This window comes from Chelativorans intermedius (assembly GCF_025398255.1).
GTDB classification, from domain to species: Bacteria; Pseudomonadota; Alphaproteobacteria; order Rhizobiales; family Rhizobiaceae; genus Chelativorans; species Chelativorans intermedius.
The window spans coordinates 106,843-122,212 of sequence record NZ_JAODNW010000007.1; the positions used below are offsets into that span (position 1 = coordinate 106,843).

A 15,370-nucleotide genomic window follows, 5' to 3' on the forward strand; every position below is an offset into this window, starting at 1 on the left:
GTCAGCGGTCCTTCGGATCGAGCGCATCGCGCAGCCCGTCGCCCAGGAAGTTGAGGGCGAACAGCAGCAGGGTGAGCGCCAGCGAGGGATAGAGAAGCATGTAGGGCGCGGCACGCATGTTGCGCGCGCCCTCGGAGATCAGCACCCCGAGGCTCGTCAGCGGCTCCTGCACGCCAAGTCCCAGGAAGGAGAGGAAGCTTTCGAGCAGGATCACCTTGGGGATGAGCAGCGTCATGTAGATGATGACGGGGCCCAGCGTGTTGGGAATGATATGGCGCCGCAGGATGCCGCCGGCGCTCACCCCCAGCGCCTCCGCCGCCTGCACGAACTCGCGGCGGCGCAGCGAGATGGTCTGTCCGCGCACGATGCGCGCCATGTCGAGCCATTCCACCGCGCCCACGGCGATGAACATGAGCACCACGTTGCGTCCGAAGAAGACGACGAGGAGGATGGCGAAGAAGGTGAAGGGCAGGGCATAGAGGATATCGACCACGCGCATCATCATGTTGTCGATGCGCCCGCCCAGAAATCCCGCCGTCGCGCCGTAGGCCACGCCGATGACGAGCGCCACGCCGGTCGCCAGCGCGCCGATCATCAGCGAGATGCGGATCGAGATGAGGATGCGGGCGAAGAGATCCCGCCCGTTGGCGTCCGTCCCGAAGATGAAGCGATAGCGCTCGACCTGGCTCTCCAGGAGAACGGAGCGCCCGTCGGCGCTGCGCTCGACGATGTGCGTGTTCGAAAACAGGTCCGAACGGTCGAAATAGCGGGTCACGCGGGGGTCGATCTCCCGCCGGGAAGTGGCTTCGAGGCGCAGGGTGTTGCCGTCGAGCTCGATGTTGCGGGCCTCCAGCCGCGCCCTTCTGGCCGTGCTCTCGGCGGCCGGCAGCACCGCATCCATGCGCGGATAGGGCTCCAGGCTCGCGGGCACCTTCACGAAGTCGGGATAGACCCTGGCATAGTCGTGGGGCGCGAGCATCGGCCCGAAAATGCCCGCGAAGATATAGACGAGGAGAATGACCAGGCTTGCCATCGCCGCCTTGTTTCGGCGCAGGCGCATCAGCGCCGTGGCCCACAGCGAGCGGCCTGCCGCCCCGGCGGCCGGCGGCTGCGATACGTTGGTTGCGAGATCAGTCATAGCGCACCCTCGGGTCGAGCAGGGCGTAGAGCAGGTCGACGATGAGATTGAAGACGACGACGAACACCGCGATGATGATGACGGTGCCCATCACCAGCGTATAGTCGCGGTTGAGCGCCCCCTGCACGAAGTAGCGGCCGATGCCGGGCAGGCCGAAGATGGTTTCCACCACCACCGAGCCGGTGAGCAGCGCCGCCGCCGCCGGTCCCAGATAGGAGACGACGGGCAGGCAGGCGGCTCTCAGCGCGTGCACGATCACGATCATCCGCGCCGGCAGCCCGTAGGCGCGCGCCGTGCGCACATGGTCGGAGCGCAGCGCCTCGATCATCGAGCCGCGGATGAGACGCGCAACGATGGCGATCTGCGGCAAGGCGAGCGTGATGACGGGCAGCACCAGATTGGCCGGGCTGCCGCCGCCCCAGCCGCCGGCCGGCAACATGGCAAGCCAGACGCCGAAGACCAGCGAAAGAAGCGGAGCCACGACGAAGTTGGGCACCGTGATGCCGAAGGTGGCAACGGCGACGACGCCGTAGTCGACCCACGAATTCTGGCGAAGCGCCGCGATGCACCCCAACACGCAGCCGAAGACGAGCGCCACAAGCAGTGCCAGCCCGCCGAGCTGCATGGAGATGGGCAGGCCGCTGGCCAACAGCTCCTGCACGGAAAAGTCACGGTAAATGAAGCTGGGGCCCAGGTCGCCCCGCGCCAGATTGCCGAGATAGCGCAGATATTGCTCCCACAACGGCTTGTCGAGGTGGAAGACCCGGTTGAGATTTTCGAGGACCTTTGCCTCAAGCGCCCGTTCCCGGTCGAACGGGCCGCCGGGTGCCACGCGCATCAGAAAGAAGGAGGCGGTGACGACCAGAAACAGTGTCGGGATCGCGCCGAGCAGCCGGCGCACGACATAGCCAAGCATGGGCGTGCTCTTCGGTTCGCTGGCCGGGCCGCCGCGGCGGGCGACCGGCCCTGTCTGCACAGAGGTCCGCCTTCCGCAGGGAAACGGGCGGAAGGCGGTCGCCGCGGAAGCCGTCGGCTATTCGGAAAGGCTCATGAAGCGCGTCGCATGCACGTTCTGGATGTTGTCTTCCCAGCCTTTCAGCCTGTCGGAGACGAGCGAGTGCGACGAGTAGTAAAGGATGGGAATGAACGGCGTGTCCCGCAGGAAAACCCTTTCCGCCTCGGCCAGGACCTCGGCGCGCTTCTCAAGGTCGGTCTCGGCGGCCGCCTTGTCGAGAAGCGCGTCATATTCCGGGTTCCTGTACTTGGCGTAGTTGAACCCCGTATTGTCTTCCCGCACCAGGAACAGGAAGTTCTGCGGGTCGGAATAGTCGCCGATCCAGCCGGCCCTGGCCACCTGATAGTCGTCGCTGTCGCGCAGATGCGCATAGTGCGCGGAACCGTCGCGCACGTTGTAGGTGACATTGACGCCCAGCGGCGCCCACATGTCGGCGATCGCAGTGGCCGTGTTCTTGTGGTTCTCGGACGTGTTGTAGGAGAGCTCGAGTTCGAGTGGCTTGTCCGGGCCGTATCCGGCCTCCCTCATCAGCTCGATGGCCTTGTCCTCCCGGTCCAGAAGCGGCTCGTCCGCCCAATCGTATTGCGGCGGGTTGTCGACATAGTTGCCGATGCCGGGCGGAACGATCGAATAGGCCGGCAGCATCGAGCCGGACCAGATCTCCTCGGCAATGAATTCGCGGTCGATGACCATGGAAAGGGCCATGCGCACCCGCGGATCGCTCAGGGCCTCGTTCTGCGTGTTGAGCGCATAGTAGTAGGTGCCGAGATAGGGCGGGGTGCGCACCTGGTCCCCGAGCCGGGCGCGGATCGACTTGAGCTGCTCGGCCGGCAGGTCGGAGCAGCTGTGCACCTCGCCGGCCTCGAAGCGGCGCACGCAGGCCGAACGGTCCTCGAAGGGGATGTATTCGATGCGCTCGATGGCAACCGTGTCGGCTTCGCGGAAATGCTCGTTCTTCTCCATCACGATCTTGTCGTTCGGCGTGACGGAGACGAGCCTGTAGGCACCGTTGGTGACCATGTTCTCCGGCTTCACGAAGTCGGAGCCGTATTCTTCCACGCTCGCCTTGTGGAGCGGAAGGCCGGTCTGATGCGTCAAGAGCTCAAGGAAGTAGGGCGTGGGCCGTTCGAGGGTGATCTCCAGCGTTCTGTCGTCGACAGCCCTGACGCCGAGCGCGCTCGGGTCCATCTCCCCCTTGTTGATCTTCTCCGCGTTCTTGATGGGATACTGGATGGTGGCATATTTCGCGCCGGTGGCCGGATCCTGGATGCGCCGGAAGGAGAAGACGAAATCCTCCGCCGTCACCGGGTCTCCGTTCGACCAGCGCGCGTCCTCGCGCAGCGTGAAGGTGTACACCGTCCCGTCCTCGGAGACCGTCCAGCTCTCGGCAACGCCGGGGATGACGTTCGCCTTGGCATCATAGATCACCAGTCCCTCATAGAGGTCGCGCATCAGGTGCGCCTCGGAGATCGTGGAGGTCTTGTGCTGGTCGAGCGTCTCCGGGTCGGAATCGTTGCCACGGATGTAGGTCGTCGCGGCCAGCGCCATATTCGCGCCGGCGACGAGCGCCGCCGCCGCCAGCGCGCCGGCCAGCAGCGACCGGATGCCTGCACGCTTCTTCATGTTCATACACTCCCATCATTTCGCTTTGTGCGATTGTTGTGGTCTGGCCCGGGATGCAAGCCGCCTCCGCCGGGAGGAGAAGAAGATCGCCCGCTTTGCCCAACATGTATCGAGCCGAAGGCAGATCGAAGATTGCTCCTCCCTGTTGCGATGGCCCATCGAACGGCGAAAGACGGCCCAGACAGTGTGCCGCGGGCCTGAACGGAAGCCGGATTACGCAACGAAATGACGCGCACGTCAAACGGAATTGCTGTTGCCGGGAAAAGCAGCAACAAGCCGCCGGCTGGACCGCCCATTGGGCAGCAATATTGCTGGAAACATGCTTGCAAGGAAATGAAATTATTCACAATTCGAGTATTCCGCACCTTGTACACGCCTCTGCGCCCTGCGCGGCGTGTACGCGTATCGCCGTCGCCGCTGGCCCGCAGACGGTGAGCGGGGGCGGGTGGCCGGAGGTTGCGTTGCGGAATGCGGCCGCGGCAAACGCCGGGGTCCGGGCTTCCCATGCCGTTCCGCGGCGGCGGCTCAGCGTGCCCCGGCCCCGTCCTTCGCCGGCGGCGGTCCCACATAGCGGGCGCGCGGCCTGATGAGCGTGCCGGTCTGCGCCTGTTCGAGGGCATGGGCGAGCCAACCCACCGCGCGCCCGAGGGCGAACAGCATGAGCGGTGCATCCTCGGGCAGTCCTTGGGCCTGGCTGACCGCCGCCAGGGCGAAGTCGATGTTCGGCCGTTCTCCGAGAATTTCCTCGGCGGCCAGCATCAGGCGCCGGCACGACGGGGGAATTTCGATGCGCTCCAGAAGGATTTTTGCCCGGATGTCCCCCTCCACATAGAGCTTGTGCCCGAAGCCCGGCACAGGCCGACCCTCCTGCAGGTAGCGGCGAAGGGCATCCTCGGGCCCCGCCGCGCGGGCCGTCTCCAGAAGCGCGGCCACCTGGGCCGGCGCGCCGCCATGCCGCGGTCCGCTCAGCGCCGACAGTCCGGCAAGCACCGCCGCGGCGAGCGGGGCGCCGGTGGATGCGGCGACGCGCACCGCGAAGGTCGAGGCGTTGAGCTCGTGGTCGGCAAGCAGAACCAGGCAGCGGCGGATGGCATCCGCCGCCTGTGGGCAGCGCCAGGCTTCGGCAACCGCCCGGTGGAGCGGACGGACCGAAAGCTCCCCCGACAGCACCGCTTCGTAGAGAAGCAGCAGGGTGTGCCCGGCTTCCCGCCGCAGGGAAGAGACGGAACGCCCGACGCTCGGCAGGCCGCCGGCCACCTGTCCCGCAAGGACACGAAAGGCCGGGGCGATGCCGCCCGCGTCCCGAGCGGCGGTTCGCCTTGCGGCCACGGGCGCCTCCGGCCACGGCGCATCCCAGAGGAGGGCCGCCGCATCCTCCACCGTCGCATGGGCGCTGAAGGCGCCGGCATCGACCCCCCGGTAGTAGAGCCTGCCGTCGACAACGGTGGAGAGCGCGGTTTCCAGAATGGGCACGCCCCAGTCGATTGTCCTGGCGGCGATGTCCGCTGCCCGGCGGGCGCCTGCCCGCGCCCGCGCGATGCGGTGGACATCTTCGCCATGATAGAGGTTGCGTCTCGGATTCTGCGGATCGGGGCGGGCCCGGATCCGGCCCCGGCTGACGCTTGCATAAAGGCTCTGCGGTTTGGTTCCCAGAATCGCGAGCGCCTCCTCGGCGGTCATCCAGCGCATGGCTCCTCACATTGATCATATTGATCAAGATTGACGATAGGCATCATAGGATCAATCCTTTGCCGCGGCAAACAGGAGAACACCACGATGAAGATGGACGGACTCGAAGGATTCGTTGCCGCTGAAACCGTGCTGTCGGATGTCGACGGAGAGCGGGGCCGCCTCATTATCCGTGGCATGACCCTCGACCAGATCGCCGGGCGAAAGAGCTATGAGGAGGTGCTGGCGCTTCTCCTTCAGGGACTGGTCGACGTGCCGCAGGAGACCGCGGCGCTGCGGGAAGCCCTGGGCAGGGCGCGCCGGGCGCTTGCCGCGCATCTGCCGGCCATCGACGAGGCGCTGGCCGCCCTTGCCCCCGCGGACGCGCTGCGCGCCCTGATCGCCCGGCTTCCCGACGGCGAGGATGTGCAGACCGCGCTTCGGCTTCTGGCCGCCCCGGCGGTCTTCACGCCGGCGCTGATGCGTTTGCGCGAAGGCAAGCGCCCCATCGAACCGGACGAAAGCCTGGGACACGCGGCGGACATGCTGCGCATGATGAACGCCACGCCTCCGAATGCCGCGCAGGCCGCGGCGCTCGACGCTTATCTGGTGACGGTCTGCGATCACGGTCTCAACGCTTCCACCTTCGCTGCGCGCGTGGTCGCGTCCACCGGCTCGGGGCTCACCTCGGCGGTGGTTGCCGGCCTGGGCGCGCTCAAGGGGCCGCTGCACGGCGGCGCGCCCGGTCCCGTGCTCGACATGCTGGATGCCGTGGGCAGGCCGCAGGACGCGGCCTCTTGGGTCGAGCAGGCCCTGGCCGGGGGACAAAGGCTGATGGGCTTCGGCCACCGCATCTACCGGGTGCGCGATCCCAGGGCCGATGCGTTGCGCACCGCCCTCGATCGTCTGGCGCAGGTCGGGGCGGTGGACGAGAAGAGGTTGCGTCTTGCCGAAGCGGTCGAGGCGGCGGCGCTCGCCGCCCTGAGAAGGCGCAAGCCGCAACGGCGGCTAGAGACGAATGTGGAGTTCTACACAGCACTTCTTCTGGAAGCGCTCGGCATCCCGCGCAGCGCCTTCACCTGCATCTTCGCTGCCGGGCGCGTGGGGGGATGGATTGCCCACGCGCGCGAACAGCGCCTCTCGGGAAGGCTCATCCGGCCGCAATCCACTTATCTCGGGCCATTGCCATAGCGCGCCGAGCGCAGACCGGCCGCACCGCCCCGGATGCCTTGCCCGTGCACGCACTCCAGCATGTTGAATCAAAATCAGAAGAAATGGCGCACCCGACAGGATTCGAACCTGTGACCTCTGCCTTCGGAGGGCAGCGCTCTATCCAGCTGAGCTACGGGTGCAGGGCCTGCGCCGCTGAGGGCGGCAGGCACGCCGCGCCTACATAGCCGAAGCGGGCGGCGGCATCAACGCCGAATGCGGCATCGCCGCATGCCGGATGGCGATTGACCCCCAGGCCCCACCGTGGTCAAAACGCGGGCAGGCAAGTTCTGGGAGAATGTCGCAATGAGCGATCGCATCGAAATCGAGGGGTTGAAGGTCGCCCGCAAGCTGCATGATTTCGCGGTGGAGGAGGCGCTGCCGGGAACCGGCACCGAGGCAGGGGCCTTCTGGCGGGCCCTCTCCGATATCGTGCATTCCCTTTCGCCGCGCAATCGCGCCCTGCTTGCGACGCGCAACACCCTGCAGGCGAAGATCGATGCCTGGCACCGCGAAAACGGCGCGCCACGCGACCCGGCTGCCTATGAAGCCTTCCTGCGCGAGATCGGCTATCTGCTTCCCGAAGGCCCGGATTTCGAGATCACCACGGCCAATGTCGATCCCGAGATCGCCCAGGTGGCCGGGCCGCAGCTCGTCGTGCCGGTGATGAACGCCCGCTATGCGCTGAATGCCGCCAATGCCCGCTGGGGCTCGCTCTACGATGCACTCTACGGCACCGATGCCATTTCCGAGGCGGACGGCGCGGAGCGTGGCGGCGGCTACAATCCGAAACGCGGCAAGAAGGTGATCGCCTGGGCGCGCGACTTCCTCGACGAGAGTGCCCCGCTCGCCGGCGCCCGCTGGCGCGAGGCGACCGGCCTTGCGGTGGACGGAGAGAGGCTCCTGGTGGCCACCGGCGCAGGCACGGTGGGGCTGAAGGAGCCCGCCCAGTTCGTCGCCTATGACGGGGAGGCGGCGCGGCCGCGCGAGGTGATGCTTGCCCGCCACGGCCTGCACATCCGCCTCGTCATCGACCGAGAGCACCCCATCGGCAGGACGGACAGGGCCGGCATTGCCGACGTCATTCTGGAATCGGCCATGACCACCATCATGGATTGCGAGGATTCGGTCGCCGCGGTGGACGCGGAGGACAAGGTCGTCGTCTATCGCAACTGGCTCGGCCTGATGAAGGGCGATCTGACCGCCACCTTCGAGAAGGGCGGCAAGACGATTGAGCGCAGGCTCAACGAGGACGTGGCACTTGCCGCCGCCGGCGGCGGCACCTATCGCCTGCCCGGCCGCGCGCTGATGCTGGTTCGCAATGTCGGCCATCTGATGAGCAGCCCGGCCATCCTCGACCGCGACGGCAACGAGGTGCCCGAAGGCATCATGGATGCCATGTTTACCGCCATGATCGCGCTGCACGACATCGGCCCGCAGGGCCGGCGCATGAACAGCCGCGCCGGCTCCCTGTATGTCGTGAAGCCGAAGATGCACGGACCGGAGGAGGTGGCCTTTGCCGTGGAGCTGTTCGCCCGCGTGGAAAAGGCCCTGGGCCTGCCCGCCGACACCATCAAGATGGGCATCATGGACGAGGAGCGGCGCACCACGGTCAATCTCAAGGAGTGCATCCGCGCCGCCGCTTCCCGTGTCGTCTTCATCAACACCGGCTTTCTTGACCGCACGGGCGACGAGATCCACACCTCCATGGAGGCGGGGCCCATGATCCGCAAGGGCGACATGAAGGAAGCCGCCTGGATCCGGGCCTATGAGGACTGGAATGTCGATATCGGCCTTGCCTGCGGCCTGTCGGGCCGGGCGCAGATCGGCAAGGGCATGTGGGCGATGCCCGATATGATGGCCGCCATGCTGGACAGCAAGATCGGCCACCCGAGGGCCGGTGCCAACACCGCCTGGGTGCCCTCGCCCACCGCCGCCACCCTGCACGCCACGCACTATCACAAGGTGGATGTGAAGGCCGTGCAGGAAAGCCTGAAGAAGCGGCCGCGCGCGAAGCTTTCCGACATTCTCTCGGTGCCCGTCGCGGAGCGGCCCAACTGGACGCCGGAAGAGATCCAGCGCGAGCTCGACAACAACGCGCAAGGCATCCTCGGCTATGTGGTGCGCTGGGTGGATCAGGGCGTGGGCTGCTCCAAGGTGCCGGACATCAACGATGTCGGCCTGATGGAAGACCGCGCGACGCTGCGCATCTCCTCCCAGCACATCGCCAACTGGCTGCATCACGGCGTGGTAACGCGCGAACAGGTGATGGAGACGATGAAGCGCATGGCCGAGGTGGTGGACCGGCAGAATGCCGGCGATCCCGCCTATGAGCCGATGGCCCCCGATTTCGAGGGTTCCATCGCCTTCCAGGCGGCCTGCGACCTCGTCTTCAAGGGGCGGGAGCAGCCCAATGGCTATACAGAGCCGGTCCTGCATGCCCGGCGGCTGGAGAAGAAGGCGAGGGACAGGGCCCGTGCCGAAGCGGAAAGTGCTGCGGCGCGATGACGGCCCTGCGCCGAGGGTGAGCGCGCGACAGCCATGAACATCCTTGCCATCGACACGGCTGCAGCCCTGTGCGCGGCTTGCGTCCTCGATTCCACCCAAGGCGTGGAGAAGGGCCGCGCCGTGCGCGATCTCGGCAAGGGCCATGCCGAGCATGTGATGGCCGTCGTCGCCGAGGCCCTGGAAGGCGCTGGTCTTGCCTATCGGGATCTCGATGCCGTCGCCGTCTGCGTCGGTCCCGGCTCCTTCACCGGGGTGCGCGTCGGCGTGGCGGCGGCGCGCGGCCTGGCGCTGGCCCTGCGGGTTCCCGCCATCGGCATCACCACGCTGGAGGCGCTCGCCGCCGAGGCCCGCGATGCCTTCCCTGGCCGTCCGGTGCTCGTCGTGACGGGCAATCGGCCCGACAGTCTCCATATGGCCCGTTTCGATGCCGCCGGCGGTCTGGTCGAGGGGCCGGCGCTGGCCCCGATTGCCACGATTGCGGAAGGCGCCCGTGCCGATCGTCCGGTTCTGGCCGGCAATGCCGCGCCGCTGGTCGTCGAAGCCGCCGGCCAGGGCTTCGACATGGCAGCCCTGGCGGCGACGGCCGACATCGCCCGCTATGCGCGCCTGGCCGCTGCGCGCCGGCCCGGCGACAGGCCAAGGCCGCTCTATCTGCGCGCTGCGGATGCCAGGCCGCAGGATGCCTTCGCCCTGCCGCTGAAGGACGGATGATGGCGCTTCCCTTTGCCCGCTTGAGACGCAGGGATTTCACCGTGCGTCCGCTCGACGAGGCGGACGGCGAGGCGCTGGCCGCGCTGCACCGGCAGGCCTTTGCCCGTCCCTGGACGGCCGACGAGTTCGCCGCGCTTCTGGCCCAGGACGCCGTCTTTGGCTTTGCGGCGGTGGAGGTGGGAGCGCGCGACGAGGCGCCCGCCGGTTTCGTGCTTGCCAGGCAGGCGGCGGGCGAAGCTGAGATCCTCACCATCGCCGTTTCCCGGCAGCATCGCCGCCGCGGGCTTGGCCGTCTGCTCATGGATGCGGTGCTGCGCCGGCTGTATGCCGAGCGCGTCGGGTCGCTGTTTCTGGAGGTGGATGAAAACAACGAGCCGGCGCTCGCGCTTTATCGCCGGCTGGGCTTCCGCGAGGTGGGCCGGCGCCCGGACTACTACGAGAACAAGGCGAGAGGCCGTACCAACGCCCTCGTCATGCGCCGCGATCTGGGCTAGAGACCGTCATGCGCCCGCGCACCGTCCTTTCGACGCTCCGCCTCCTTGCCGCCCTCCTGCCGGTGGCGCTGTGGACGCCGCCCATGATGCTCGCCCAGGCGCTGGCGATACGCACCGGCTGGTGGAGCGACCGGGTGATACCGCGACTGTGGCACAGGCTCGCCCTCCGGGTTCTCGGCATTCGCGTGCGCGTGCACGGCCGGATGGCCACGCAACGCCCCCTGCTGATTGCCGCGAACCATGTTTCCTGGACCGACATCATGGTGCTGGGATCGCTGGACGGCATGCACTTCATCGCCAAGGCCGAGGTGCGCGACTGGCCCGTGGCGGGCAGTTTCGCGCGGCTGCAGCGCTCCGTGTTCGTCGAGCGGGAGCGCCGCCGCGCTTCTCCCCTGCAGGCGCGCGAGATCGCCGGGCGCCTTGCCGACGGCGACCCCATGGTGCTGTTTGCAGAAGGCACCACCGGGGAGGGAAGCCGCGTCCAGCCCTTCAAGTCGACGCTGTTCGGGGCGGCCCAGCAGGCGCTTGTGGGAAGCGGCGGCGAGCGGGTGCTGGTGCAGCCGGTGGCCATAGCCTATATGCGCCGCAACGGCCTGCCGCTCGACCGGCGCGAGCGCTCGCAGATCGCCTGGATCGGCCAGACCGCGCTTCTTCCGCATCTCAGGATGCTGCTCGACGCGGGCAGGATGGAGGTCGACGTGCATTTTGGAGAGCCGATCCCATTTTGTGCCAATTCGGACCGTAAGGCGGTGGCGCGCGCTGCCGAAGGCGAGGTGCGGCGAATGCTCGTGGCCGCCCTGCGCGGTCGTGAGACGCAAAAGGCGCGCGACAGCGAAAAACCGTCTGTTTTTTGACACGCAAAAACGTTAGGAAACCGGCATGGAACAGAACGCGACGCCGGAGACGATCAGCCGCGAGGCCGCCCATGAGGCGGGCCCGCCACGCACCGTGTCCAGAAAGGTCTTCGTCAAGACCTATGGCTGCCAGATGAACGTCTATGATTCCCAGCGCATGGCCGACGCGCTGGCGGCCGAGGGCTATGTGCCGACCGAGGCCATGGAGGAGGCCGATCTGGTGCTCCTCAACACCTGCCACATCCGCGAGAAGGCGGCGGAAAAGGTCTATTCCGAGCTCGGTCGCATCCGCCAGCTCAAGGAGGCGCGCGCCCGGCAGGGCCGAGAGACGGTCATCGGCGTGGCCGGCTGCGTGGCGCAGGCGGAAGGGCACGAGATTCTGCGCCGCGCCCCGGCGGTTGACCTGGTCATCGGCCCGCAGACCTACCACCGGCTGCCTTCGGTCGTCGCGCGCGCCCGGCGCGGCCAGAAGGTCGTCGAGACGGACTACGCCGTCGAAGACAAGTTCGAGCACCTGCCGGCGCCCGGAAAGAGGGCGGTGCGAAGCCGTGGCGTCACCGCCTTTCTCACGGTGCAGGAGGGTTGCGACAAGTTCTGCACCTTCTGCGTGGTGCCCTACACGCGCGGTGCGGAGGTTTCCCGGCCCGTGGCGCAGATCGTCGCCGAGGCCGAGCGCCTGGCGGCTGCGGGCGTGCGTGAGCTCACCCTGCTTGGCCAGAACGTCAATGCCTGGCACGGCGAGGGCGCAGACGGGCGGGAATGGGGCCTGGGGGAACTCCTGTTCCGCCTGGCGGAGGTGCCGGGCATCGAGCGGCTGCGCTACACCACCAGCCACCCGCGCGACATGGATGACGCGCTGATTGCCGCCCACCGCGACCTGCCGAAGCTCATGCCCTATCTCCACCTGCCGGTGCAGGCGGGCTCCGACCGTATTCTCAAGGCCATGAACCGCCGTCACACGGCCGAGGAGTATCTGCGTCTCATTGACAGGATCCGCGCCGCCCGGCCCGACATCGCCATGTCCGGCGATTTCATCGTCGGCTTCCCCGGCGAGACGGAGGAAGATTTCGAGCAGACGATGCGCATCGTGCGCGCGGTGGGCTATGCCCAGGCGTTCTCCTTCAAGTACTCGGCGCGCCCCGGCACGCCCGGCGCGGAGATGGAGGAACAGGTGCCGGAAGCGGTGAAGGATGCGCGCCTGCAGCGGCTTCAGGCGCTGCTTTCCGAGCAGCAGCAAGCCTTCGCGCAGGGCCTGGTCGGCGCCACCATCGACCTGCTTCTGGAAAAGCCCGGCCGCCAGGCCGGCCAGCTTGTTGGCCGTTCGCCGTGGCTGCAGCCCGTGGTGGTGGACGAGAAGGCGGGTGCGATTGGAGACATCGTGCGGGTGCGCGTCGAAAGGGCGGGTCCCAACAGCCTGTTCGCCGTTCCCGTGCCGGGCAGCGGCCTTGGGCGCGACGGCGCGTCCGCCTTGGGGGAGGAACACGCTTGACGGCTGGCCCGCGGTTGAAGAGCACGCCCGCCGGGGCGTCCGACATGGCGCACATTGTGCTGACCTTCGACAACAACAAGCTTGCCGGCGTACTGTACGGCCCGTTCGACGAGAATCTGGCGCGCATCGAGCAGAAGCTCGGTGTGGACATCCACTCCAAGGGCAACCAGCTCGCCATCAAGGGGGAGCCGCTGGCCGCCGAGCAGGCACGCCGGGCCCTCGACTATCTTTACGAGCTCGTGCAGGGCGGAACGGAACTCTCCGCCTCGGAGGTGGACGGCGCGCTGCGGCTCGCCCAGGCAGCAGACGATCAGTTGAGCCTGCCCACCATGGAAGGCAAGGGAAAGCTCGCTGCCGCCCAGATTTCCACGCGCAAGCGCACCGTCTATGCCCGCTCGCCCAACCAGGATGCCTATATGCGCGCGCTGGAACGGGCCGAGCTTGTGTTCGGCATCGGTCCGGCGGGCACGGGTAAGACGTTCCTTGCCGTCGCCTATGCCGCCATGCTGCTGGAGCGCGGGATGGTGGACCGCATCGTGCTCTCGCGTCCGGCGGTGGAGGCGGGCGAGCGGCTGGGCTTCCTGCCGGGTGACATGCGCGAGAAGGTGGATCCCTATCTGAGGCCCCTCTACGACGCGCTCTACGACATGATGCCGGCCGACAAGGTGGAGCGTGCGCTGGCCGCCGATGTCATCGAGATCGCGCCACTCGCCTTCATGCGCGGGCGCACGCTCAACAACGCGGTGGTGATCCTCGACGAGGCGCAGAACACCACGCCCATGCAGATGAAGATGTTCCTGACGCGCCTCGGCGAGAACGGCCGCATGATCGTGACAGGCGATCCCAGCCAGATCGACCTGCCGCCGAACACGCGTTCGGGCCTGGTGGAGGCGCTGCAGGTGCTTCGGGATGTGGAAGGCATCGTCACCGTCCGCTTCACGGAGAAGGATGTGGTGCGCCATCCGCTGGTCGCCGCCATCGTCGATGCCTACGATCGCAAGGGCACGGGCGGAACCGCCCCGACCCCTCGAAAAGATGGCTGACCGGCCGCCCCCATTCCCCTTCCTTCTCGAAGTCAGCATCGAGGCGGAAGGCTGGCCATCGCACGCCACCCTGCAGGCGCTGGCGCAGCGCGCGGTTGGGGCCGCCGCCGCCGAGGCGGGCGTCGAAGGCGGGCAGGCGATCGGCATCCTGTTTGCCGACGACGAGGCGATCCGTTCCCTCAATGCCCGCTTTCGCGGCAAGGACAAGCCGACCAATGTGCTTTCCTTCCCGGCACCGCCTGGTGCGCAGCCGCCCGGCGAGCCGCCGCATCTGGGCGACATCGCCCTTGCGCGCCAGACGGTCGAACGCGAGGCCGCCGCCGAAGGCAAGGCATTCGAGCACCATCTCGTTCACCTGATCGTTCACGGTTTCCTGCATCTGGCAGGCTACGATCACGAAACGGATGAAGAGGCCGAGGAGATGGAGAGTCTGGAGCGGCGTATCCTGAAAGGTCTTGCCATTGGCGATCCCTACGCCTAACTGTTGGGCATCAACGACTGAAAGACGATGAGCGATATATCCATGACCGCCGCCGACCGCGTGCCGGACGGCGAGGGCAGTGCTCCCGCGGAGGGAGAGGAGGGGTCGAGTCGACCGCCTCCAGAGGCCCAGAAAAGACCTTCCCTTCTTCGCAGGCTGGCGGCCTTCTTCGGGTTGCGCAACGGCTCGGCGCTTCACGACGACATCGCCGAGGTGCTGCACGAGCACACGCCCGATGCAACGCCCTTCTCGCCCGGCGAGCGGGCGATGCTGCAGAACATCCTGCGTCTGCGCAAGCTGCGCGTCGAGGATGTGATGGTGCCGCGCGCCGAGATCGACGCCGTCGAGCTTTCCACGACGCTGGGCGAGCTTCTCAACATTTTCGAGCGGGGCGCGCATTCGCGCATGCCGGTCTACGCCGAATCGCTCGACGATCCGCGCGGCATGGTGCATATCCGCGACGTGGTGGCACACCTCATCCGCTCGTCGCGCCAGAAGAAGCCGCGCGGGACGCGCAAGAACGCTCCCGACCAGCCCCTCCAGCTCGGCAGTGTCGACCTTGGCCGCACGATCGAGGAGCTCAACATCATGCGGCCGCTTCTGTTCGTTCCGCCTTCCATGCTCGCTTCCGACCTGATGGCGCGCATGCAGGCCGGCCGCACACAGATGGCGCTGGTGATCGACGAGTATGGCGGTACGGACGGCCTCGTCTCGCTGGAGGACATCGTCGAGATGGTCATCGGCGACATCGAGGACGAGCATGACGAGGACGAGCCGATGATCGAAAAGCGCGGCGATGGCATCTTCGTCGTCGATGCGCGCGCCGAGATCGAGGATGTGGCCGAGGTGATCGGCGATGGTTTCGGCGCCGGCGAGCACGCCGAGGATGTGGACACCATCGGCGGCATGATCTTCAATACCCTCGGCCGCGTGCCGGCGCGTGGCGAGGTGGTGCAGGCGATTCCCGGCTTCGAGTTCCACGTGCTCGACGCCGATCCGCGCCGCGTGAAACGCGTGCGCATCGTGCGCGGACGCTCCGCGGAGCGCCGCCGCCGCCATCCGGTCTCGGTGCCGCAGGCGGAGAATTAGGCTGCCGGGCGAAAGGAGAACCGCCGAGGGATGCCCGCGCGCCCTCCG

The 15,370-nt window shown here is 67.4% G+C and carries 13 protein-coding genes and 1 tRNA gene; 9 read left to right on the forward strand and 5 right to left on the reverse strand.

Annotated features, from left to right (window positions below; all coding sequences use genetic code 11):
- Position 1: 1 nt before the first annotated feature.
- From NYR58_RS07320 to NYR58_RS07335, 4 genes are all read right to left on the reverse strand, one after another.
- Positions 2 to 1,138: an ABC transporter permease gene (locus NYR58_RS07320; RefSeq protein ID WP_261519825.1), complete on the reverse strand. Its 1,137-nt coding sequence runs from the start codon at positions 1,136 to 1,138 to the stop codon at positions 2 to 4.
- Positions 1,131 to 2,054, reverse strand: a complete 924-nt coding sequence (gene oppB / locus NYR58_RS07325) for an oligopeptide ABC transporter permease OppB (protein WP_261519826.1) — start codon at positions 2,052 to 2,054, stop codon at positions 1,131 to 1,133. Before oppB ends, NYR58_RS07320 begins: the two co-directional genes overlap by 8 nt.
- A 117-nt stretch (positions 2,055 to 2,171) precedes the next feature.
- Positions 2,172 to 3,776 (reverse strand): peptide ABC transporter substrate-binding protein, encoded by a 1,605-nt coding sequence (locus NYR58_RS07330; protein WP_261519827.1) that lies wholly within the window; start codon positions 3,774 to 3,776, stop codon positions 2,172 to 2,174.
- A gap of 525 nt (positions 3,777 to 4,301) precedes the next feature.
- The gene (locus tag NYR58_RS07335) at positions 4,302 to 5,465 is read right to left on the reverse strand and encodes a citrate synthase (protein WP_261519828.1); all 1,164 of its coding nucleotides are present in this window, start codon (positions 5,463 to 5,465) and stop codon (positions 4,302 to 4,304) included.
- Between the two features lie 87 nt (positions 5,466 to 5,552).
- On the opposite strand from NYR58_RS07335, the gene NYR58_RS07340 reads away from it, so the two are divergent.
- Positions 5,553 to 6,635, forward strand: a complete 1,083-nt coding sequence (locus NYR58_RS07340) for a citrate synthase (RefSeq protein WP_261519829.1) — start codon at positions 5,553 to 5,555, stop codon at positions 6,633 to 6,635.
- An 84-nt stretch (positions 6,636 to 6,719) separates the two neighbouring features.
- Here NYR58_RS07340 and NYR58_RS07345 read toward each other — a convergent pair.
- A tRNA-Arg gene (locus NYR58_RS07345) sits at positions 6,720 to 6,796 on the reverse strand.
- Positions 6,797 to 6,959: 163 nt separating this feature from the next.
- Between NYR58_RS07345 and NYR58_RS07350 the strand changes: the two genes are divergently transcribed.
- The 8 genes from NYR58_RS07350 to NYR58_RS07385 are packed head-to-tail and all read left to right on the forward strand — an operon-like array spanning position 6,960 to position 15,322.
- Entirely contained in the window at positions 6,960 to 9,161 is a 2,202-nt protein-coding gene (locus tag NYR58_RS07350) for a malate synthase G (protein ID WP_261519830.1), read from the forward strand.
- A gap of 33 nt (positions 9,162 to 9,194) precedes the next feature.
- Positions 9,195 to 9,872 (forward strand): tRNA (adenosine(37)-N6)-threonylcarbamoyltransferase complex dimerization subunit type 1 TsaB, encoded by a 678-nt coding sequence (gene tsaB, locus NYR58_RS07355; RefSeq protein WP_261519831.1) that lies wholly within the window; start codon positions 9,195 to 9,197, stop codon positions 9,870 to 9,872.
- Positions 9,872 to 10,366 carry a ribosomal protein S18-alanine N-acetyltransferase gene (gene rimI / locus NYR58_RS07360; protein ID WP_261519832.1) on the forward strand — a complete coding sequence of 165 codons (495 nt, stop codon included), beginning with the start codon at positions 9,872 to 9,874 and terminating at the stop codon, positions 10,364 to 10,366. Before tsaB ends, rimI begins: the two co-directional genes overlap by 1 nt.
- Positions 10,367 to 10,374: 8 nt before the next feature.
- Positions 10,375 to 11,220, forward strand: a complete 846-nt coding sequence (locus tag NYR58_RS07365) for a lysophospholipid acyltransferase family protein (protein WP_261519833.1) — start codon at positions 10,375 to 10,377, stop codon at positions 11,218 to 11,220.
- A gap of 25 nt (positions 11,221 to 11,245) precedes the next feature.
- Positions 11,246 to 12,709: a tRNA (N6-isopentenyl adenosine(37)-C2)-methylthiotransferase MiaB gene (gene miaB, locus NYR58_RS07370; RefSeq protein ID WP_261519834.1), complete on the forward strand. Its 1,464-nt coding sequence runs from the start codon at positions 11,246 to 11,248 to the stop codon at positions 12,707 to 12,709.
- Positions 12,710 to 12,753: 44 nt separating this feature from the next.
- Positions 12,754 to 13,752 (forward strand): PhoH family protein, encoded by a 999-nt coding sequence (locus tag NYR58_RS07375; protein ID WP_261519835.1) that lies wholly within the window; start codon positions 12,754 to 12,756, stop codon positions 13,750 to 13,752.
- Positions 13,745 to 14,233 (forward strand): rRNA maturation RNase YbeY, encoded by a 489-nt coding sequence (ybeY, locus tag NYR58_RS07380; RefSeq protein WP_261519836.1) that lies wholly within the window; start codon positions 13,745 to 13,747, stop codon positions 14,231 to 14,233. The genes NYR58_RS07375 and ybeY overlap by 8 nt, the downstream gene beginning before the upstream one ends.
- Positions 14,234 to 14,260: 27 nt before the next feature.
- Positions 14,261 to 15,322 (forward strand): hemolysin family protein, encoded by a 1,062-nt coding sequence (locus tag NYR58_RS07385; RefSeq protein WP_261519837.1) that lies wholly within the window; start codon positions 14,261 to 14,263, stop codon positions 15,320 to 15,322.
- Positions 15,323 to 15,370: the final 48 nt, after the last annotated feature.

Excerpts from the sequence above, each read along its gene's own strand:
- NYR58_RS07320 (WP_261519825.1), bottom strand. The coding sequence starts at position 1,138 with ATGACTGATCTCGCAACCAACGTATCGCAGCCGCCGGCCGCCGGGGCG.
- NYR58_RS07350 (WP_261519830.1), top strand. The coding sequence starts at position 6,960 with ATGAGCGATCGCATCGAAATCGAGGGGTTGAAGGTCGCCCGCAAGCTG.
- NYR58_RS07330 (WP_261519827.1), bottom strand. The coding sequence starts at position 3,776 with ATGAAGAAGCGTGCAGGCATCCGGTCGCTGCTGGCCGGCGCGCTGGCG.
- NYR58_RS07340 (WP_261519829.1), top strand. The coding sequence starts at position 5,553 with ATGAAGATGGACGGACTCGAAGGATTCGTTGCCGCTGAAACCGTGCTG.
- oppB (WP_261519826.1), bottom strand. The coding sequence starts at position 2,054 with ATGCTTGGCTATGTCGTGCGCCGGCTGCTCGGCGCGATCCCGACACTG.
- ybeY (WP_261519836.1), top strand. The coding sequence starts at position 13,745 with ATGGCTGACCGGCCGCCCCCATTCCCCTTCCTTCTCGAAGTCAGCATC.
- NYR58_RS07385 (WP_261519837.1), top strand. The coding sequence starts at position 14,261 with ATGAGCGATATATCCATGACCGCCGCCGACCGCGTGCCGGACGGCGAG.
- NYR58_RS07375 (WP_261519835.1), top strand. The coding sequence starts at position 12,754 with ATGGCGCACATTGTGCTGACCTTCGACAACAACAAGCTTGCCGGCGTA.
- NYR58_RS07365 (WP_261519833.1), top strand. The coding sequence starts at position 10,375 with ATGCGCCCGCGCACCGTCCTTTCGACGCTCCGCCTCCTTGCCGCCCTC.
- NYR58_RS07335 (WP_261519828.1), bottom strand. The coding sequence starts at position 5,465 with ATGCGCTGGATGACCGCCGAGGAGGCGCTCGCGATTCTGGGAACCAAA.
- rimI (WP_261519832.1), top strand. The coding sequence starts at position 9,872 with ATGGCGCTTCCCTTTGCCCGCTTGAGACGCAGGGATTTCACCGTGCGT.
- miaB (WP_261519834.1), top strand. The coding sequence starts at position 11,246 with ATGGAACAGAACGCGACGCCGGAGACGATCAGCCGCGAGGCCGCCCAT.
- tsaB (WP_261519831.1), top strand. The coding sequence starts at position 9,195 with ATGAACATCCTTGCCATCGACACGGCTGCAGCCCTGTGCGCGGCTTGC.